21 protein-coding genes are annotated in these 19716 nt (G+C 37.4%); 9 read left to right on the top strand and 12 right to left on the bottom strand.

Annotated elements, in window-relative coordinates:
- Positions 1-14 precede the first annotated feature (14 nt).
- Complete coding sequence (locus tag AACL18_RS04570) at positions 15-956, bottom strand: hypothetical protein (protein WP_339049595.1); 942 nt, start codon at positions 954-956, stop codon at positions 15-17.
- Between the two features lie 116 nt (positions 957-1072).
- Positions 1073-2197 (bottom strand): MFS transporter, encoded by a 1125-nt coding sequence (locus AACL18_RS04565; RefSeq protein WP_339049594.1) that lies wholly within the window; start codon positions 2195-2197, stop codon positions 1073-1075.
- A 779-nt stretch (positions 2198-2976) separates the two neighbouring features.
- On the opposite strand from AACL18_RS04565, the gene AACL18_RS04560 reads away from it, so the two are divergent.
- Both AACL18_RS04560 and AACL18_RS04555 read left to right on the top strand, forming a co-directional pair.
- Positions 2977-3282, top strand: coding sequence for a hypothetical protein (locus AACL18_RS04560; RefSeq protein WP_339049593.1), 306 nt, complete (start codon positions 2977-2979; stop codon positions 3280-3282).
- Positions 3270-3572 carry an ankyrin repeat domain-containing protein gene (locus AACL18_RS04555; protein ID WP_339049592.1) on the top strand — a complete coding sequence of 101 codons (303 nt, stop codon included), beginning with the start codon at positions 3270-3272 and terminating at the stop codon, positions 3570-3572. Before AACL18_RS04560 ends, AACL18_RS04555 begins: the two co-directional genes overlap by 13 nt.
- A gap of 722 nt (positions 3573-4294) precedes the next feature.
- On the opposite strand, the gene AACL18_RS04550 is transcribed toward AACL18_RS04555, so the two are convergent.
- From AACL18_RS04550 to AACL18_RS04530, 5 genes are all read right to left on the bottom strand, one after another.
- Positions 4295-4942: an ABC-type transport auxiliary lipoprotein family protein gene (locus AACL18_RS04550; protein WP_339049591.1), complete on the bottom strand. Its 648-nt coding sequence runs from the start codon at positions 4940-4942 to the stop codon at positions 4295-4297.
- Position 4943: 1 nt separating this feature from the next.
- Positions 4944-5744 carry an MlaD family protein gene (locus AACL18_RS04545; RefSeq protein WP_339049590.1) on the bottom strand — a complete coding sequence of 267 codons (801 nt, stop codon included), beginning with the start codon at positions 5742-5744 and terminating at the stop codon, positions 4944-4946.
- A complete protein-coding gene (locus AACL18_RS04540; RefSeq protein WP_339049589.1) occupies positions 5734-6552 on the bottom strand; it encodes an ABC transporter ATP-binding protein in 819 nt (272 codons plus the stop codon). The genes AACL18_RS04545 and AACL18_RS04540 overlap by 11 nt, the downstream gene beginning before the upstream one ends.
- 28 nt (positions 6553-6580) lie before the next feature.
- Positions 6581-7711, bottom strand: a complete 1131-nt coding sequence (locus AACL18_RS04535; protein WP_339049588.1) for an ABC transporter permease — start codon at positions 7709-7711, stop codon at positions 6581-6583.
- 141 nt (positions 7712-7852) lie between these two features.
- The gene (locus AACL18_RS04530) at positions 7853-8176 is read right to left on the bottom strand and encodes a hypothetical protein (RefSeq protein ID WP_339049587.1); all 324 of its coding nucleotides are present in this window, start codon (positions 8174-8176) and stop codon (positions 7853-7855) included.
- A gap of 252 nt (positions 8177-8428) precedes the next feature.
- Between AACL18_RS04530 and prfA the strand changes: the two genes are divergently transcribed.
- From prfA to AACL18_RS04495, 7 genes are all read left to right on the top strand, one after another.
- Complete coding sequence (gene prfA / locus AACL18_RS04525) at positions 8429-9511, top strand: peptide chain release factor 1 (protein ID WP_339049586.1); 1083 nt, start codon at positions 8429-8431, stop codon at positions 9509-9511.
- 237 nt (positions 9512-9748) lie between these two features.
- Positions 9749-10078, top strand: a complete 330-nt coding sequence (locus tag AACL18_RS04520; protein ID WP_339049585.1) for a hypothetical protein — start codon at positions 9749-9751, stop codon at positions 10076-10078.
- Positions 10079-10234: 156 nt separating this feature from the next.
- On the top strand, positions 10235-11077 hold the full coding sequence (gene prmC, locus AACL18_RS04515) for a peptide chain release factor N(5)-glutamine methyltransferase (protein WP_339049584.1): 843 nt from the start codon (positions 10235-10237) through the stop codon (positions 11075-11077).
- A gap of 624 nt (positions 11078-11701) precedes the next feature.
- Complete coding sequence (gene dksA / locus AACL18_RS04510) at positions 11702-12202, top strand: RNA polymerase-binding protein DksA (protein ID WP_339051611.1); 501 nt, start codon at positions 11702-11704, stop codon at positions 12200-12202.
- A 173-nt stretch (positions 12203-12375) separates the two neighbouring features.
- The gene (locus tag AACL18_RS04505) at positions 12376-13866 is read left to right on the top strand and encodes a nicotinate phosphoribosyltransferase (RefSeq protein ID WP_339049582.1); all 1491 of its coding nucleotides are present in this window, start codon (positions 12376-12378) and stop codon (positions 13864-13866) included.
- Between the two features lie 259 nt (positions 13867-14125).
- Positions 14126-14743 (top strand): bifunctional nicotinamidase/pyrazinamidase, encoded by a 618-nt coding sequence (pncA, locus tag AACL18_RS04500; RefSeq protein ID WP_339049581.1) that lies wholly within the window; start codon positions 14126-14128, stop codon positions 14741-14743.
- Between the two features lie 59 nt (positions 14744-14802).
- Positions 14803-15384 (top strand): glycoside hydrolase family 19 protein, encoded by a 582-nt coding sequence (locus AACL18_RS04495; RefSeq protein ID WP_339049580.1) that lies wholly within the window; start codon positions 14803-14805, stop codon positions 15382-15384.
- Between the two features lie 16 nt (positions 15385-15400).
- On the opposite strand, the gene AACL18_RS04490 is transcribed toward AACL18_RS04495, so the two are convergent.
- The 5 genes from AACL18_RS04490 to dotD form a co-directional block, all read right to left on the bottom strand.
- The gene (locus AACL18_RS04490) at positions 15401-15772 is read right to left on the bottom strand and encodes a hypothetical protein (protein WP_339049578.1); all 372 of its coding nucleotides are present in this window, start codon (positions 15770-15772) and stop codon (positions 15401-15403) included.
- Positions 15773-15854: 82 nt separating this feature from the next.
- Positions 15855-16835, bottom strand: a complete 981-nt coding sequence (gene epmA, locus AACL18_RS04485) for an elongation factor P--(R)-beta-lysine ligase (RefSeq protein WP_339049576.1) — start codon at positions 16833-16835, stop codon at positions 15855-15857.
- Positions 16822-17967: a Dot/Icm type IV secretion system ATPase DotB gene (dotB, locus tag AACL18_RS04480; RefSeq protein ID WP_339051610.1), complete on the bottom strand. Its 1146-nt coding sequence runs from the start codon at positions 17965-17967 to the stop codon at positions 16822-16824. Before dotB ends, epmA begins: the two co-directional genes overlap by 14 nt.
- The gene (locus AACL18_RS04475) at positions 17933-19192 is read right to left on the bottom strand and encodes a type IV secretion system DotC family protein (protein ID WP_339049574.1); all 1260 of its coding nucleotides are present in this window, start codon (positions 19190-19192) and stop codon (positions 17933-17935) included. Before AACL18_RS04475 ends, dotB begins: the two co-directional genes overlap by 35 nt.
- Complete coding sequence (dotD, locus tag AACL18_RS04470) at positions 19179-19658, bottom strand: type IVB secretion system lipoprotein DotD (protein WP_339049572.1); 480 nt, start codon at positions 19656-19658, stop codon at positions 19179-19181. Before dotD ends, AACL18_RS04475 begins: the two co-directional genes overlap by 14 nt.
- Positions 19659-19716 lie beyond the last annotated feature (58 nt).

The following is a 19716-nucleotide window of genomic DNA, read 5'->3' as shown; positions in this document are numbered from 1 at the left end:
TTAAAATAAAAGATTTAGCTTTTTATGCATAGCGGGTGGATAACATGTTGTTGTTCAGGATCAAATGATGCTTTTGGGGATATAAAAAAAGAAACATTATAGATTATAGAAGCTTTACTAATACTTTTATCATCGGATGGTGTTTGTGTAGTTGCATCTGCTGTTGAGAGTATTTTTAAATTACTCATTTGCATTTCATGCTCTGCTACTGTTTTAACCGTAGGAATTTGTTGACTTTTTATTTTATTTTCATCATCAGCTACTTCTATGATTGTTGATAAACGCTCTTTACCCAAAAATTCTGAGAGCCGCTTATATTTTTCAGAAGTAGTTCTTTTATTGATCGTCTTTATTATCTTTGTATATTTAGCTTGAGTTTTCTCTTTATCCATTTTTTGCAGAAATTGATTTTTTTTATGCGAGCATTCTGCAATCCACTCCGGATCAATGAGTTTTTTGCCGACAAAAGCTGACACTGTATAGGCTAACAATCCAGTTTCTATTAGTGCGCTTAGTACGCCGAGCAAAATACCCGTTACCCCAATAACAGGTAGAGCGAGAAAGGATATAATGGGTAGAACGATCCCTAAGAGTAAGGAAAACAAAGCACGTTTTTTGTGGCGTAATACTGCGTGCTGTTTTTTGTATTCTAGAATTTGTTCGAGATGTTGACACTCGAGTGTAATTAATTTATTTACAATATGTTGTTTAAAGCTTTCTTTATTATCGGGACCAGCATATTCGGCGTTTTTTCGTAGTTGCCAAACTAAGCGCGTAATTAAATGTACTCCTAATTTCTCTTTTGCTCTGCCTAAAAGTTCTTCCCAACTTAGAAAGTTAGGGTCCTTTATGCTTGCGCCAACTAAAATTCTATCTGCTAATACACGACTTAAGTATTTTTTGCTGTTCTCACAAAGCTTTGTGGTACTTATTCCTTGATCAGTGACTATCGGCATAAAAACCTCGTCTTCGGAATGTAAGGACATTGCATCGTATTGTTTAAAGTCTAAACTATACTTCGCTTAGGTAAGAAAGCTTAGTAATTAGGTAGGTAAATTGATGTGAATGGCCCCTAAACGTTAAAAAAGTATTTCAAGCTAAACCAGCGCACGAGGTTGGCGAGACTGGCAAGTATAAACAGTAAGCTAGCAAACCAGAGTAAGCTGCCGGTGTAGGTAAAACTAAATAAAAAACTGGCCAAACTACAAAATAAACTAATTGAAGTCGCATAAATGGCCATGCGCGCACCCATGGGTTCAGGACTCGCTTCTATACAAAGTCGTTGTAAAGGACTGGAAAGTGCAGTACCGAAACAAAAAATCATTAAGCAAATGACAAGTCCTATGAGTTTATCGGGAAAATTAAAACACAAACCAACTGCCAATACGCTAGCAAATAGGGAAATGCTTAAGCCTTGGTTGATTAAACGATTTATTTCGATGTGATGGATAACACGTTTGACGATTTGTGCCCCGAGAATCTGACTGCCAAAGACCAAAATTTGGATTAGACCAAAATATAAGGTATTTAATTTAAATTGGTTGATGATTAAAAACGGTCCGCCTACTATCCACGCAACTTTAGCTAATACATTAAAACTAATAATACATAGATTAAGCATGAATGCTTTATTTTTCAGTATCTGTTGATAATTTATTAATACATGTGACCATCGAAACATGTATCTTTGTGTACTGGAATGCGTTTCTGACATGATAAAACATAAGCCTAGCCAAATGATGCTGGCACTCACTGCTAAAAATACAAATATCCAACGCCAGTTTAACCATTGTAAAAAAATTCCACCAATTAAAGGGCCAACAGCAGGTGCTAACACCACCACACTGGTCATCAGTGCCAATATTTGGATGGCTTGTTTGCGATCATAGGTCTCGTGAATACTGGCATAACCCGCCGTGCTTAAAGTAGACACCACCGCGCCTTGAATAAAGCGCGCTAGCAATAAAATATGAATATTCGATGTGATTGCACAAATCCAAGTGGCGGTAGTAAACAATACGCCGCCGATAAGTAGGACGGGTTTTCTACCAAATCGATCCGAGACCGGACCTAATAATAAGTGTAACGAGCTTGCACCAAAAAACCAAGCAGTTACGGTTTGTTGCGCTAAACGGGTATTGATCCCGAGATCGTGAATCATACTCGGCAAAGCCGGCAAATACATATCGTTGGCCAAATAATTGATTATTTCGTAACAAACTAATAATAGTGGAAAAAATTGGGGCATTAAGTTTTTATTTTTTAAATATTTCATTTTAAAAATGGATGAGTGAGTAATATCTAATTATTAGAAAATTTTTTCTATTATTTATTATTAAATTAATTTAACTAATTTAGCATGTAACAACTCTAACATTATTGGCATCTAATAATATTAAAAACAAACTCTAAAGGCTAATTTTATAATGAAAATTATTAAAAAAGATGATTAGGATCGTAGAAATCATTTATTAAAATAATCGTGGAGAACATTCAAGAGAAAAGTTCGGACAAAGTTATTGTTAATTTGTTTAGGGAAAGAAAGAAAGACCACTACCCGGAGGGTGAAATTATCTGAATCGGATATTGCTTTATTATATGGCAAACTTCTAGAAGAAAAACGCCTATGTTGTAGATAAGCTTAGATTAATTGAAGATTTAGTTGATTTTAAAGAAAAATGCACTTACCGCACTCCATACAAAAAGGGACAATCCGATTACTCATCCACTTCCCATAGCTAGCCTATGGTATTTACAGTCTAGTCAAAATAGATAATGTAACTAACATTCAGGTCGAATTGCATAAGAGTTTGTTAAATCAAACAGATATTTACCTTTGAAATCTTCAATAACATTGCAGAACTTATACAAAGCCAATCAGCAGAAGAACGAGGCGGATTCTCCCAGGTAGGCAATTTTAGCGGCATTTATAGCGTTGAGGAAATGCAAATATTACTGAATAGTTGGGAACAATTTATGAATGAGCAAAAGCACAGTCGTAGTACTTTGATTTTAAGTAATCGAATACACAGCTTTATGTTAGGTTATGATGCTGATGATAAAAGTTGGGTGATAGATGCTAGTATAGTTACCAAATATCAATCTGGCTTAGCAAAAGGTATTTTTTTGCACGTCCCCCTTGTAGAAGCAGGAGAAATCATTTCCTTATCAGATTCTGAGGAAAAAATTATTATAAGCACAATGTGTGCTGCCCGAATTTATCTCATTCTGAGATGGCGCAGTTATTTGCTGATAAAAAATGGAAATCGTTGCATGAAGTAACTTTAGAGAAGGCCAAGTTTCAAAATAAAATAGGTGATTCCTGGCTTAACGCTGCTGCACAGCACGGTCATGTTGAGCTTGTTAAAGAACTTATAACAGCAGGCAGCGATGTTAATTTATCAGCAAATGATGTGATTCCGCTTTGTATTGCTAACCAAAACGGGCATATCGAGATTGTTAAAGAGCTTGAAAAAGCCGTTCGACAAATTACCTCAAGAATTAACCTCCGAGACAAAAAAAAGGATTCTCTATCAGCCAGAACCAAAGCCAGGACGCCAAAAACAACTTGAGGAATTGCTTAAAGTTCCACCAAAGTCACAAAACAAAACAGAATTTAATAAAAATTCTTCTAATGCATTGAGCACACAATCTAGGTACAGCTTTTTACAAACAAAACCCAAAGATAAAAAAGCCATAGAAAAGAAAAAACAGGAGATTAAGAAGTTATGTATTTAAAAAATTACAGTTATCTTGGACACCTGAACAAATAGCAGGGCGCTAAACAAGGGAAAAAGTATAATTTGTCACGAGACTATTTATGCCTATCTTTAAAGCGATTACGGAATACGCAATCGTTATTATCCTTATTTAATGAAAGGCAATTTTTTTACACCAAAGTAAGTCGGCAGACTCGCAGTGTAAACAAACTTAATTTTTAATAATTTAACCACGCAATTTAATTTTTATTTAATATAAGCTTAATATAAACTATTTATACTGCACATCTATTTTTTTTTCCATTAAAAATTTATTACTCATTTAATATTAATCGAGGTTAAATATCACTATGCTATCGATACGAAAAAGAATCAAGAAAGCCAATCGTCATTATTCATTGCGAAAAAAAGTAAATGGTTTGAAAAAAAACTGCAACGATAAAAAAAATTATAGTTGGTTTGAAGATGCGAAACAAAAAAATGATCATTTAAATATCATTATGTTATTTCCTAACAAAGCTTAAATTGGATTGAAACAAAAATAGTCGTGGATGAAAAACTTAAAGCCTAGATTTTCAGCTTAAATTTCTTAAGCAAAAACAATTAATTTCATTGAGTATTTTTTGTACTGCGAGGTTTGCAGCCAGTGCTCCACCGTAAGGATCATCATGTGCTGCGGTTTGTACCACAACAAAATCTTGTGTGGCAATGACATGTCTAGATCGGGCATCGATGAGTTGCGCACGCATCGCAATGCGGAAACGACTGGGAATGCTTATAAATTCTTGTTGAAAGCTAAGTAATTGTGTATTCAGCACCCAATCATAATAAGTAGTGGAGGGGGTATTAATAATTGCTTGAAAATAGCCGGTATGTTGTAAAGAGTTGATTAATAAAGACTGTAACATTTGTGTGGGCATGTCTGCCCAGCGATTTTGTGCAAAATATTGGATTTGATAGCAAGCGGGGATGTATATCATGCGCGGACTGTTATAAATTGCATTGGCACGAGGTTGATTGACCAATATTGTGCTACGCCCTTGTTGTGCGCAACTATCCCAATCTGGATCAGGCATGGCTAAAGTAAAGTAGTGCATCGGAGGAGTTTTAATAGGCTCAAATATCGAACAGGCTGATAACAACAGTAAACATGGCAAAGCTATTATTACTTTATGGACACAATTATTTTTACCAAAGCCCATACGACCTAAAAAGTTAAGCACTTTATTCTTCTCCTGGTCCTAAGGGGGGTGGTTTCTGTCCGCGGATTAATAGGCTGGGGTTTTGTCTTAGATTATCCGACAATTCAAGTAAATTATCTGTCATGATACTTAGGTTATTTAACACTTGATTGGTAGACGGGAGCGTTTGTTGGGTTAATGTATTCATTAACGATGGAAATGCACGTGTTGAACGTGCGGTATTAATTAAAATAGCATCGAGACGTTTACTTTGTTGCGCTAAGTGATTACTGGTTATGGATAAATTATCTAAAATCTTTCTAAATAATACCGGATTTTCACCCCCTAATACGCCATTAATATTTTGTGTAATCTGATTCATATTATTATTCAGATCACGTAAAGTCGTATCTAAACGTAAAAACAAAGAAGGAGTGCTTTTAATAATTGGGTATTTTTCACCGTGAACGAATGGAATAGGATTTAAATTAGAATCACTGCCTTGCAATGCCAGGTAAGTGATCCCGGTCAAACCTTGACTATTTAAGGTGGCTGTCGTGCCTTCAGTAATAGGCGTATGTTCTTCTATTTGTAATATTAAGCGTACTTGCTCAGGATTCTGATCATTTAAAGAAATTTTCTTAATGGTCCCCACATTAACACCATTATATTTAACGGAAGAATTAACCCCTAAGCCGGCCACGGATTCATGCATGATAACTAAGAAGTTTTTATAATGTTTCGTGGATAATCCCGCTGATAACCAAGTAATAAAAATAATGAGGGCGATGGTCAAAATAAGAACAAAAGCACCGACTAAGGTATAATTGACTTTAGATTCCATGGTTTCCCTCGTAAAGATGTTGCGTCAAACGCCCACGTGGTCCTTGAAAATAAGCCATTATAGCTGGTTGTTTGGATTGCGTGAGACGCACCATGGGTGCAAACTCCAAAACGCGTCCTGCATTTAAAAAAGCAACTTTATCGGTAATTTGCCATAAGGTATCCAGATCATGCGTGATCATGACAATGGTTAATCCTAAAATGTTGCGTAAGTTTAAGACTAATGCATCAAATTCTTCTGCGCCTTGTGGGTCGAGACCTGCGGTGGGTTCATCGAGTAACAACAATTCGGGATCCATGATCAGAGCACGTGCTAAAGCCGTTCGCTTCAACATTCCGCCACTCAGTTCAGATGGATATTTTATGGCCGAGTCTATCGGCAAACCTACCGCTAATAATTTAATTAAAGCTAGCTCTTTGATCGTCGTTTTGTCCAATTTTGTATGTTCTTGTAAGGGGAAGGAAATATTTTCAATGACATTAAGCGACGTAAAGAGGGCCGATTGTTGAAATAATACGCCCCAACGACATTGTATTTTAAGTAACTCGGCTGCAGAAAGCTTGCTTAAATTTTTACCAAAAACTTCAATCTCTCCAGAAGTAGGGGTCAGTAAGGCTAAAATTTCGCGCAGCAATGTCGATTTTCCTGAACCGCTGCCTCCGACTATGCCAATAATTTCGCCGTGTTGCACTTCTAAATTAATGCCGCAATGGATCCATTGACCCGCGAGGAGTAGTTTAACATTTTTAACTTTTATAACGGGGTCAGAAGCATGCATAATTGCATTATAGCGCTTATTCGATGACATGAGCGTACGTAAAATAATCCAGTGATGGTTAGATATTTAAGTTACTAAATAAAATCGAAAATAATGCGTCGGCGACAATAATAAAAAAGATAGCTTGTACCACACTACGCGTGGTTTGTCTGCCGACACTATCGGCACTACCACTGACACGCAAACCCTGAAAACAAGCAGTGCTGGCAATAATAAGTGCAAATACCGGTGCTTTACCGACACCGATAATGAGTGAGGAAAGTGAAACGACTTTCGGAAAACGTTGTAAAAATTCAGTGTAACTAATATTGAGCATGTTATGTGTCATGGCCATGCCACCGAGTAGACCAAAAACATCAGCCCAAACTGTGAGTAAAGGTAAAGCAATCAATAAACCCCAAATACGAGGTAAGATTAATAATTGATTCGGGAGAACACCCATGGTGTTTAAAGCATCGATTTCTTCCTTGATCTTCATCATTCCCAATTGGGCAGTAAAAGCGGATCCACTGCGACCGGCTACCATAATCGCCGTCAATAAGGGAGCAAATTCACGTAATATGGCAAGACCTAATAAATCGATAATAAATCGGGTCGCGCCAAAATTTTTTAATTGAAAACCCATTTGATAAGTTAAGACAATACCTATCATAAAAGATAATAAAGCAATAATACCTAAAGCATCTAAACCGGTATTTTCAATGATACTCATGATGGCGCGTCCACGCAGTTGGCTGGGCTGCCAGATAGTATGCCAAGCGCTAATAAAGTTTTTACCAATAAAACTTAAATAAGATTTGAATCCCTGCCAGGATTGGATAGTTTTTTTGCCGAGCAAGGCCAAACCGGTATAAGTTTTTACTGTAGGCAACGGTTTTATTTGTTTGGCTGCTTCTTCTATCATTGCAAATAATGCGTGGTGTTTTTGATTTAAACCAGTCAGTTGCACGTCCTTTTTTTTAGTGAGTTGTTTTTTCCATTGGTAAAGTTGCCAGGCACCACTACTATCCATACGCGTGATAGCTTCAGCATTTAAAATGAATGACGATTCTGTGCTGCGATTCAGTTTTTTAAAAGCGTGATCTAAGTTTTTTTTATGAATGCCACGTAAGGTCCATGCACCGTAACAATCAATTTGATTCTTTTGCTGTGGCGAAATGGCTATAGAGGCATTAACTGATGTCGACATGAAGCGTAACCAAAAATAGATAAATAGACTTTACCAGCAAAATGTGGCAACGCAGTAAAAATTCAAGTGCGTAGTATTTTGCACAAAAAAATATCCCTTCACTAGGGAAGGGATACCTGAATTTGCCCCATTCCTTTTTTATTAAAAAGGTTGTGAAGTATGCCAATAAATAGTTGGGCCTCGGTTAGGAATTAATTTATTGGTAGCGAGATAATGATATTCGCTGCAAACATAACGATATTGACATGATGCAATATTTGTACAAGCACGTGGTGCGACGTTGAGTCTGGACAATAACTGACGTATGGTAGCGCAGTCATAGTATGCTCCAGAAACAAAACCAGCCTTTTTTACTAAGTGAGCATTAAATGCACAAGCACTTTGGCCTGGGTGGGCATTAGCCACGTTGATGCTACTTAATAAACCCATGCAAATAGCTGAAGCCATTAGTAATAATTTTTTCATACTATCCCCTCAGGTTATATATACTCTTCGCACTTGAATTTTTAATGCGTTGCCGCTGATTCGTAATTCTTTCACGGTATTTGCAAAAAACTCAATTGCTGTGAGTTAGTGTAAAACCTTATAGCGCCCGCTATAGCGGTCTACTCCTCTTTAGAATAGCTTATGAATCATTAACATTCAATTTTCCAAGCTTTATATGACGCACTATTCAGTACTCGACTTCGCGGTTAGCTTTAGGTATAAAGTGGTCGTATGAAGACCTCTTTATTCAATAGATTGACCTTAATCGTCGAACGTTACGAAGAATTAACTGCTTTATTGGCTGATATGGGTGTAATTAAGGATCAAAATCATTTCCGTGACTTATCTAAGGAATATGTTCAGTTAGGCCCTGTCGTACAATGTTTTCAGCAATATCGGACTAACTTAGATATCTTAAATCAAGCCGAACAGTGTTTACATGATACGGATTCGGCAGTACGTGAGCTTGCCACCGAAGAAATTAATATCGCACAAAAAAAACAAGTCGAATTAGAAAAAGAATTAGAGCGCTTATTATTACCCCAAGATCCTAATGATCAACGAAATGTTTTTTTAGAAATTCGCGCAGCTGCCGGAGGCGATGAAGCCGCTATTTTTGCCGGCGATTTATTTCGAATGTATTCGCGTTATGCAGAAAATCAGGGTTGGGTAATGGAAATTATTCATATGAATCCTAGTGAACAAGGTGGTTATAAAGAAATTATTGCGCGTATTGCGGGGACTGCTGTTTATGCGCATTTAAAATTTGAATCTGGTGCGCATCGTGTGCAACGCGTTCCTGAAACCGAAGCGCAAGGACGCGTTCATACTTCGACGTGTACGGTAGCGATACTTCCTGAAATCGAAACTGTGGATGATGTCACCATCAATCCTGCGGATTTAAAAATTGATACTTTTCGTGCTTCAGGCGCTGGTGGACAACACGTACAAAAAACCGATTCTGCCATCCGCATTACGCATTTACCCACGGGCTTAGTCGTGGAATGTCAAGATGAACGTTCGCAACATAAAAATCGTGCCCGTGCGATGTCTTTATTACAAGCTAAATTATTAGCAGCGCAAAAAGCCAAACAACAACGTGAAGAAGCAGAAACACGTCGAGATTTAGTCGGTAGCGGGGATCGGTCTGAGCGTATCCGCACGTATAATTTTCCACAAGGTCGTTTAACCGATCACCGGATAAATCTAACGTTGTACCAATTATCTGATATCATGGAAGGGCATTTAGAACCGGTTATTCAATCCTTAACGCGTGAATATCAAGCGGATGAATTAGCGGCCTTGGGCGAATAGCAACAACGCAGACAAAACAGGAGTATCGAGGTAAAAATTTTTGAGTTACTAGAATAAGGGATTATTGAATATCAGACACGCATCAATACGTCCCTGTAGCTCTTAATGAACATCCCTGTTCATTAAGGTCTTCTATTCAATAATCCCTTATTCTGCACAAGCTTGTTTCATCTATTAACGAAACTCGTAAAAGTTTAGTACGAAGAGTATATCTATCCATAAATGGAGGAAATGTTAATGTTTCGATCAATGGCTATAGCATTGTTTATTTTATTATTGCTGATTATTGGCGGTCACATCGCGCTGGCTTTATTTACTGGAGCTGTAGTGGTTGGTGTTAGTGTCTGGGGATTTTTGGTCGCTTCAGTTTTCTTTTTTTCCTTGAGTATTTTACTGCTGTTTATTTTAACCTGGGCCGGAGCACTAATAATCGGTGCTATTGCCGTTATTTGGACTATCGTCGCTATTATTTTATTTCCAATTTTGTTACCCGTTTTATTACCCTTATTAATTATCCTATTTTTTGTCTCTTATATTCGACGTAAGCAAAATCCTCAACAGTTTTAAGCCATACTCTTCGTACTGGAGTTTTTGTCTGTGTTGCCGCTTTATTCGCAATCCTCATGTATAGAAAATACACTCCGGTTGCTTCATTTTCACGGCACTTGACTAAAACCCCATTGCTATGAGTAGCGACTCTTCGCATTTTAATAGGCTGATATTATGTTGTTAATTTCCTTCTGGCGTTGGGCGATCAAAGAATTAAAACGAACTAGTCCCAGCGCGTACTTAGATGCAGAATTGTTATTTGCTCATGTTTTAGGACTTACTCGTGTGCAATTACATATCCAACTTCCGGATAGATTACTGACAACGTCCCAGCAAAAATACATACAACAATTGATTGCGCGTCGACAATCGGGAGAACCGATTGCTTATTTACTGGGTCAACAGGAATTTTGGTCATTGTTTTTTGAAGTGACACCAGAAGTACTCATCCCTCGGCCGGAAACAGAATTATTAGTACAACAGGTACTTGATACCTTTAGCACTGAACAACGAAAAATAGTGGATTTGGGAACAGGCTCGGCGGCAATTTCTGTTGCATTAGCTTTGGCTAGACCGGCATGGCAATTCGTTGCAATCGATTATTCCTCTGGTGCTTTACAGGTTGCCAAGCGTAACATCCGCCGTTATCACCTACATACGATAGAACTACGTCAGGGTGATTGGTGCCAAGCATTATTAGCTGGAGAAAAGTTTGATGCGATTCTTAGTAATCCACCTTATCTTGCAGCGGATGATCCACACTTGCAAACGGAATGTGCTTTGGCTTACGAACCGAAAAATGCTTTAATTTCAGGGAGAAAAGGTTTAAATGATTTAGAAATTATTATTCAGCAATCACGTGAATATCTGCAAGAGGGCGGTATTTTATTTTTAGAGCATGGCTATCAGCAGATGACTTTTGTTAAGGAATTTTTTTTAAAATATGGCTACCATCAGATAAAAAATTACAAAGATTTGGCTGGTCATCAACGAGTTAGTAGTGGAAAATGGAATTAATTGAAAATATGATCTATAAATCATTAATAAAAAGAAGAGACATGGTTGGGTCTTTGAAATAATTGCCATGTCGAATTATTTTTGGTATAGATGTGTTTGGTTTATGTGTGTGTGCCAATTCCGGCAAATGTTAAATTCTCAAGAGGAGAACTTTTTATGCCAGTAAAAAGAAAATCTGCTGCTCCAAAGCGACGTAAAAAACGCTCTACAGCTGCAACACCTGCACGTAAAAGAAAAACAGTTCGTAGAAAGAAAAAAGTGGGGGTTGCTGCTAAACCACGTCGTCGTAGAAAAACTGCGGTTAAAAAAGCTGTACGTAAACCACGTCGTAGAAAAGCTGTAACCCGTAAGAAACCAGCGACGCGTCGTAAGACTGTGCGCAGAAAGACTAAAAAAAAAGCAGTTAGTCAGGTAAAAAAAAAGCCTAGCAAAAGCAAAACCTCAAAAAAAACGTCGACGTCCTCTCGTGTTACCAGAAGTAGAAAGCCTATAGTTAAAAAAAAATCAACAAAAGTAGCGAAGGCACAAGTGATCCGAGCTCCTTCTAAAAAAAAACAACAGCAAGCAAAGTCTGATTCCCAGGCGCTACCTGCGGTAAAACAACAACCATCAATAGAAACTAAAATGGCAGAACATAAAAAACTTAAAAAAGAATCTAAAAAACAACGTTCTTTACCAGAAACAAGGCTAGAATTAACTTCTGTTAATTCAGAAATTGATTTAAATATAGCGCCTTATAAGGAACGTCCTGGGGAAGACTATATGAGTTCGAGCCAGCAAGCGTATTTTCGCCGTTTATTATTACAGCGAAAACGCGTATTGTTGGAAGATATGGGTCGAACCGTGCATCATCTACAAGATGAAGGTACTTCTTTACCTGATATTAGCGATCGTGCGACTCAGGAAGAAGAATTTAATCTAGAATTACGTGCGCGCGACCGCGAACGTAAACTCATTAAAAAAATTGAGGATGCCTTACAGCAACTCGATGAAGGTCATTATGGCTTCTGTAATTCTTGTGGCGTTGAAATTGGTATTCGCCGCTTAGAAGCACGTCCTACTGCCAATCTTTGTATCGATTGTAAAACTTTGGATGAAATTCGAGAAAAACAAACGGGTGGTTGATAATATCTCAAAAAATGCGAATTTTTCAAATAATGATGAAAGATCCTTGCATGGCTGAAGCTAACCCAGCGTGCGCGCAGCCATTCAAGAAAAAGCAGCAAATCTGGTCTTGAAATCTCCATCACTAAAAGAAAAACCGTTATACTCTCCTTATTTGCTGGGGTTTTTTTTCAATGCAAAATGCATTAGCACAACTATATAGATCTTCTTTGGTTTTATTAACTGATTTTTACCAATTGACGATGGCCTATGGTTATTGGAAAGCCGGTATCCATGAACGTGAAGCGGTTTTTTATCATAGCTTTCGACAAGCACCGTTTAATGGCAGATACACCATTTGTGCAGGTTTAGGCACATTCATTGATTACTTGCTAAATTTTCAATTTACTAAAGACGATATCGATTATTTAGCTGGATTAACAGATACAAAAGGCAAAGCATTATTTCATGCTGATTTTTTAGAGTATTTACAACAAATAAAATTTAGTTGTGATATTGATGCCGTTGAAGAAGGATCCGTGGTTTTTCCGCAAGAACCTTTAATCCGTGTTAAGGGACCCTTATTACAATGTCAGTTATTAGAGAGTATTTTACTAAATATTATAAACTTTCAAAGTCTTATTGCTACTAGCGCAGCGCGTTTGTTGCAAGCTACACGAGGTGAGCCCGTATTAGAATTTGGATTACGTCGTGCACAAGGTTTTGATGGCGCGTTAATGGCAAGTCGTGCCGCTTATATTGGAGGTTGTACCGCGACATCTAATGTATTAGCCGGAAAATTATTAAATATTCCGGTACGTGGAACGCATGCACATAGTTGGGTACTCAGTTTTGCTAATGAATTAGAAGCTTTTCGTGTGTATGCGCAAACCTTTCCGGATCGGTGTGTTTTTTTAGTGGATACATATAACACACTTGAGGGCGTGAAAAATGCGATTAAAATAAGCGAGGAATTAAAACCTAATGGCTTTAAATTAGCGGGTATTCGCTTAGATTCTGGAGATCTTGCTTATTTAAGCCAACAAGCGCGCAAACTATTAGATGCCGCAGGTTACCATGATGCAGTCATTGTCGGCAGCAACGATTTGAATCCTTTGGTAATCACCAGTTTGAAAGAACAAGGGGCTAGCATTAATGTTTGGGGTGTAGGTACGCATCTCATTACTGCCTATGAACAGCCGGCACTCGAAGGTGTTTACAAACTGAGTGCAATTAAGTCGGCAGAAGGGATCTGGGCAAACAAGCTTAAATTATCAGAACAAACTATTAAAATTTCTACTCCGGGAATTTTATCAGTACGCCGTTATTATGCCGATAGAGTGGATGGTTCAGCGATGGCTGATGCAATTTACGATGAAAGATTAGGAATTTCAGAAGAGAATATCACTATTATTGATCCTATCGATCCCACGAAAAGGCGTATCATTCCCGCAGGCACACCGCATCGCGATTTATTAACGCCGATTTTTCGTCTAGGGAAATTAATTTACAAACGACCTTTACTAAAATCTAGTCAAGAAAAAACTCATGGAGAATTACAACAATTCCATGAAAGTATTCGACGACTATTAAATCCCCATGCTTACCCGGTGGGCTTAGAAGAAAATCTGTATAATTTAAAATTAAAACTTATTTTAAAAGCCAAAACAGCATTAAGTAAATAAAAAAATATTTATTTTTTTGAAAAAAATTCTTTCTTCCTAGAACCTTATTTTTTTCTTTAATATCATTATCTTTTGTAAAAATTTTTCTGTAACACTATAGCAAAATTAAAAAAGGACAAAGTTTAGATTGATATCTTGTTATCTATTTTTCTCTTTCCTGAGTTAGCAAAAGAGTTTAAAATAAAAAGATACTTAGCAGTCGTTCTATTTGCAAGTAAATTAATATAACAATTTTCTTTGTTCCAGGAATCTTACTTTTATGAAAAAAGCCTTGATCTTAGTGGATTTACAAAATGACTTTATGCCTGGCGGTTCCTTAGCAGTGGATAATGCTGACGAAGTAATTCCTGTGGCTAATCGTGTGCAACAACATTTTAAATATGTTATTGCTACACAGGATTGGCATCCAGAAGATCACACCTGTTTTGCTAACAATCATAAAGGGCGATTTCCCGGAGAATTTATTCAACAAGCGGGTTTGTCACAAGTATTATGGCCTGTACATTGTGTACAAAATACAAAAGGTGCGGAGTTTGTAAAAAATCTTAAATTAGATCATATTATCAAAGTATTCCGCAAAGGAAGTGATCCAGAAATTGATAGTTATAGTGGTTTTTTTGAAAATGATCATCGAAAAGAGACAGGCTTAGCAGAGTTTCTAAAAGAGTTGCAGATAACTGAAGTGTACATTATGGGAGTGGCAACAGATTATTGCGTTAAATATACAGTATTAGATGCCTGTAAATTAGGTTTTAAAACTTATTTAATCGAAGATGGATGTCGAGCGGTGAATGTTAATCCAGAAGATGGACGCTTAGCTATTTCTGAAATGAAAACTATCGGTGTCAAGATAATTCAAAGTGATGAAGTTGAATGATTTAATTAAATAAATTAAAATTAGTTCCAATAATAATAATTATAAAAAATTCTAGATTTATGATCATTCCAAATGAAGTGTTAAAAGCTGTTCTTGATGCGCTAGTGGCTAATGTGTTTCCTAAATTAGAAAAAAGCTTATCAGAAAAGCTTGTAAAAGGTTTTAACAGCTATTTCCCAGATTATGAAGTAATTACTGCAAAGCGTATTGCTGCTTTTATTGCCCAAGCCGCCCATGAAACGGGTGGATTTAAGTGGTTTTATGAATTGGGTCGTGAAAGTTATTTTAATAAATATGAACCAGAAACTTCTATTGGTAAAAAATTAGGAAATAGTCAAATAGGTGATGGTTATCAATTTCGAGGTAGAGGAATATTTCATTTAACAGGGCGTTATAATTATAAAAAATATGGTGAGTTGATCGGTTTAGATTTAGAACAGTGCCCTGATATCGCGGCGGATCCTATTGAAGCTTGTCATATAGCCTGTGAATATTGGAAACAAACTAAGCTAAATCCTTTAGCGGATGATGGAAATTTTAGGGAAATCACTCGGCGTATTAATGGTGGTTATAATGGATGGGATGATAGGCTTCGATATCATGATCTGCTAATAGCTTACTTGGAAAAAGTAAGGATTTGAAAATACTTTTATCTGCTTATTCGTTTTGGTTGGGTTTTAGTTGTTTATCACGCATAACTAAGATTTTAAGTTGTAGAACTTTTCCTAGATGATCGCTGCAGAGTCCAATAACAAAAGAAGAGAATGCATTTTGTTCGAGACCAATGAGTTGCTTACTAAACCTAATAGAGACTAGAATTAAAAGGAATGAAATAAGTATTCTTTTATAGTTGCTTGTAAAAAGAAACTTCCAGCAAAAAGCCATTTGCATGTTATTATTGTTTATGGCTCGTTGGTTTGCATTGAGTAGTAAACTTAAAAGAACGCCGATACCCGCCCAAAACACATAAGATAAAAATAATATAGGATCCATTTCTAGGACATGAAAGGTAAAAGTTGAAAGTGTCATTTTTTATTTTATTTATGTAAGAATTAATTATACCTATTTTTACAAAAAAAAGGAAAACAATTAAAGTAAAAATAAATTTAATTTATGAGCGGTCGATGGGAAAGCTAATCACATCTGATAGTTTATTTGTTTTTGACATAAGCATGAGTAGACGGTCAAGTCCCAAGGCAACGCCTGCACAGTCAGGTAGTCCGTGCGACAAAGCCGCTAATAAATATTTATCGATAGGTACTTGGGAGTAGCCAGACCTAGCACGCAAACTGAGATCATTACGAAAGCGTAAATATTGTTCGTTGGCATCATTCAATTCATGAAATCCATTTGCAAGTTCAATACCCTGTAGATATACTTCAAACCGCTCTGCAACCGGCGTAACATCGCTGCGTATTTTGGCTAACGCTGCTAAAGTAACAGGATAATCATAAATAAACACCAATTGTTTAGGTAATTGTGGTTCGATGACATGAGACATCAAGAAATTTAAATAATCTTCAATTTTATTTAAACCTAAATTTTCAGTATTAATACCTAGCGAAATGGTAGTTTGGTTTAATTCTTCAATAGAAAATTGATGCGGGTCAATATTCAAATAACGTTGAAAAATTTCTGCATAACTAAAACGTTGTGCAGATTCACACACTAAAAGTTTTTTTAATAAAGTTTCAACTTCATCCATTAATTGATGATGATCATAGTCAGGTTGATACCATTCTAATAGACTAAACTCAGGATTGTGATAACGTCCCGATTCTCCTTGGTTACGAAATGCCTTAGAAATTTGATAGATGGGTCCCGATCCGGTTGCCAATAATCGTTTCATAGCAAATTCTGGGGAAGTTTGCAGGTAAAGTGTTTGTGATTGTTCGGTGTTATCTAGACAATATTCAGTTTTGAAACTATGTAAATGTGGATCCGTCACCGTAGCTTGTGAAAGCAAGGGAGTTTCTACTTCTAGAACCTGGCGTTCGGAAAAAAATTCACGAATATCAGCGAAAAGTTTGGCGCGACAATGCAGCATCGATAAGCCAGTCGTAGGCCGCCAATTGTTTTCAGTGTCCTTCATGGTGTTCGTTGGATTCTGTGCTGAGAATTAAGCGTTTATATACGCGTTGATTAATGAGACCGGCGTCAAATTTGCGTTTGGCATCCACAGACATCGGTTGACCATATTCTTTTAACATCTGTCGAGTATTGGCACTGATATTTTCCAGTTTAGAATCTAATAAAATATCTCTTAATTTTTCATTAAAAACTAAAAATTCACGTAAAGCAATGCGCTTACCATCAGCACTAGGTACCAACTGTTGCCAAATAACCACGCGTATGGTTTCAATAATATCTATCATTCTGGCTTTAGCTTCTTCAGCAGGGAAAGAATTGACTAAACGTCTTAAGGTTTCTGCCACGCCATTACTATGTAATGTCGTATACACAGGATGTCCGGTTAAAGCCGCTTCGATTGAGGCACCGATGGTTTCTGGATCGCGCGATTCACCAACTAATATGAGTCGAGGTTTGCGGCGCAAGGCATTGCGTACACCGGCTGCAAAACTGGGTAAATGTCTAGGTATCTCGGATTGACTGACGATGGCACTGGGCATGTCAATGGAGTCATAGACAAATTCTATTGGCGCTTCGTAGGTAAGAATTTTGCGATGTGAGTCTTCTTTTTCAGCGAGATCGCGAATGATAGCAGCTAACAAGGTGGTTTTCCCGGAGCCAGTCGCCCCAGTAACATAGACAATGCCTTGTGCCGGTGCCAAAGCATTGATTAATTCACTTTCTAACTTTAAATCCGACATTTTAGGTGGCGTACTCGGTATAGTACGAAAACTTATTTGTATCGCGTCATGGCCTTCTACTAAACAACCTGTGGCATTGACCCGGAATCGATAACGTTCGTTACGATTAGGCCGAAATTCATAATGCGTATCGATATCTACACCACTTAAAATTTGTGCACTCCCATTAGGTCCATAGATAAGATTGAGTATTTCGGCGACTTCGGTATTAGATAATTTACGTTGCGTGATACGGTGCAAGCGACCGTAACTTTCAGCAAAGACGGGTTCGCCTGTCTGCAGTGTAATATCCGACGCACCCAGCTTTTGGCAGTGGATGAGCAATCGAGCTAGACAAGTCGAAGTGAAGCGTACCGGTTCATCGGGAAGTAGATGTGCTGTCATCATCGCCATCATCATGTGTCACGATGGATTTCCATCGACCCGGATTCATTTGTAATTTTGGTAATGAAGTGATACGCAATATTTGATCGTTAATATGTAAATCAGAACTATCACCGGTGATGCCGAGATCGGTATGTGCAACAAAAGGCTTACTGACCATACCTTTCAATAGTAAATTTCTATATAAAGCCATCCCGGTGTAATCACGTGTTAAACGTGCTAAGTTATCACTAAAAATAGCATTGGCTTGATTAATACCATCCTGCCAGCCCAATGAGGCATATTTTTTCCAGATTATACGTTCTTCGGGTGTTTTCGGTAAAAAAGCAGGTAAAGGTAATTCGGGACGTTGGTAATCCATCCATATATAATTACGCCATTGAGGTGGTGCGGTGGTGAAACGCGCTTGACTAATAATTTGGTAAGTACGATCGTCGATACGTAAAGTTTGACCATCCGAGAGCTTAAGTGAATTATTTCCTTGAACGAGTACAGGAGGGATGACATTGTGGTCGAGCAAAATTAAATTAAAATTAAAAATACGATCTAATTGCGATGAATTTTTGCTTAATACTTGATTAATATGTTCAGAGCGCCAAGCTAAACCCGCTTGGGCACCTATACTCATCGCAATATCTTGTAAGGCCTGTGAACGCAAGGCAGTCATCTGCTTCTTATCTTTTGTGACCTGGGCATGTAAATCTTGTAATTGCGTTAAATTATCTAAACTACCAACGGTTTTATAATTAGGTTGGGTAGTACTGCAGGCGCTGAGTAGTGCACATAGGCTTAAACCAGCTAATAAACGTATACTCTTTGCACTGGAATTTTTGTCTGTGTTGCCACTCAATTCGCAATCCTCATGTATCTTACATACATTCTGGTTGCTCATTTTCATAGCGCCTAGACAAAAACTCCATTGCTGCGAGTAACTACTCTTTGTACTGGAATTTTTGTCTGTGTTGCCGCTCAATTCAAAATCCTCATGTATCTTGAATACATTCCGGTTGCTTATTTTCACAGCGCCTTGACGAAAACTCGATTGCTGCGAGTAACTACTCTTTGTACTGGAATTTTTGTCTGTGTTGCCGCTCAATTCACAATCCTCATGTATCTTGATTACATTCCGGTTGCTCATTTTCTTAGCGCCTTGACGAAAACTCAATTGCTGCGAGTAACTACGCTTCGCATTTTGAAATAAATTGTAGAAATACTTAAGTTTAATATTTAGCATAGCGTAGTTCTATAGTCTTAATACCGGGATAGACAATAATATTGGCTTTTTTTCCTGCCTGAAGATTGGCGTTACGGATGATATAATTTAGTGGTGTATTTTGTGAGGAAATAGTCACTAAAACAGGAACCGCTGGAAGTTTTCCAATGATTTCTAAATGGTAGTTGGCAAGCTTGGCGATACGTTGTAATAGGGGTTCTACAGGACCTGACCAATCGACCGAAGCAATAGTTTTCTCTAATCCAGAAGAGCTAGGATAAGGCAATGGTTTGCTGATCGGAGGACTAGAAGCTTTTTCTAATTCTTTTAATTCATTTAATGATTGACTCACCGAACGTGCTGCTTCAGCTAGCTTAACCGAGGCATCATCTGAGCCATTAAGTGAAGGGGTGATGGAGTTAGGTAAATTTTGTGAAGCACACCCGGATAGTAGACTCACAAAAAGCGCGACTGTTATTTTTTTCATGCTTATCTTGTTTTAGATAAAATTCTGTAACCTACCTCTGCATTGAAGCAAGATGGTA

Source organism: Rickettsiella endosymbiont of Xylota segnis (assembly GCF_964019545.1).
Taxonomy (GTDB): domain Bacteria; phylum Pseudomonadota; class Gammaproteobacteria; order Diplorickettsiales; family Diplorickettsiaceae; genus Aquirickettsiella.
This window is presented reverse-complemented; position numbering and strand designations above follow the sequence as displayed.

Bases quoted from the DNA above. Each gene is read 5' to 3' on its own strand.
- AACL18_RS04495 (WP_339049580.1), top strand. From the start codon at position 14,803: ATGATCATTCCAAATGAAGTGTTAAAAGCTGTTCTTGATGCGCTAGTG.
- AACL18_RS04490 (WP_339049578.1), bottom strand. From the start codon at position 15,772: ATGACACTTTCAACTTTTACCTTTCATGTCCTAGAAATGGATCCTATA.
- epmA (WP_339049576.1), bottom strand. From the start codon at position 16,835: ATGAAGGACACTGAAAACAATTGGCGGCCTACGACTGGCTTATCGATG.
- AACL18_RS04545 (WP_339049590.1), bottom strand. From the start codon at position 5,744: ATGGAATCTAAAGTCAATTATACCTTAGTCGGTGCTTTTGTTCTTATT.
- AACL18_RS04505 (WP_339049582.1), top strand. From the start codon at position 12,376: ATGCAAAATGCATTAGCACAACTATATAGATCTTCTTTGGTTTTATTA.
- AACL18_RS04570 (WP_339049595.1), bottom strand. From the start codon at position 956: ATGCCGATAGTCACTGATCAAGGAATAAGTACCACAAAGCTTTGTGAG.
- prmC (WP_339049584.1), top strand. From the start codon at position 10,235: ATGTTGTTAATTTCCTTCTGGCGTTGGGCGATCAAAGAATTAAAACGA.
- AACL18_RS04530 (WP_339049587.1), bottom strand. From the start codon at position 8,176: ATGAAAAAATTATTACTAATGGCTTCAGCTATTTGCATGGGTTTATTA.
- pncA (WP_339049581.1), top strand. From the start codon at position 14,126: ATGAAAAAAGCCTTGATCTTAGTGGATTTACAAAATGACTTTATGCCT.
- dotD (WP_339049572.1), bottom strand. From the start codon at position 19,658: ATGAAAAAAATAACAGTCGCGCTTTTTGTGAGTCTACTATCCGGGTGT.
- AACL18_RS04535 (WP_339049588.1), bottom strand. From the start codon at position 7,711: ATGTCGACATCAGTTAATGCCTCTATAGCCATTTCGCCACAGCAAAAG.
- dotB (WP_339051610.1), bottom strand. From the start codon at position 17,967: ATGGCGATGATGACAGCACATCTACTTCCCGATGAACCGGTACGCTTC.
- prfA (WP_339049586.1), top strand. From the start codon at position 8,429: ATGAAGACCTCTTTATTCAATAGATTGACCTTAATCGTCGAACGTTAC.
- AACL18_RS04475 (WP_339049574.1), bottom strand. From the start codon at position 19,192: ATGCTAAATATTAAACTTAAGTATTTCTACAATTTATTTCAAAATGCG.
- AACL18_RS04560 (WP_339049593.1), top strand. From the start codon at position 2,977: ATGAATGAGCAAAAGCACAGTCGTAGTACTTTGATTTTAAGTAATCGA.
- AACL18_RS04520 (WP_339049585.1), top strand. From the start codon at position 9,749: ATGTTTCGATCAATGGCTATAGCATTGTTTATTTTATTATTGCTGATT.
- dksA (WP_339051611.1), top strand. From the start codon at position 11,702: ATGGCAGAACATAAAAAACTTAAAAAAGAATCTAAAAAACAACGTTCT.
- AACL18_RS04540 (WP_339049589.1), bottom strand. From the start codon at position 6,552: ATGTCATCGAATAAGCGCTATAATGCAATTATGCATGCTTCTGACCCC.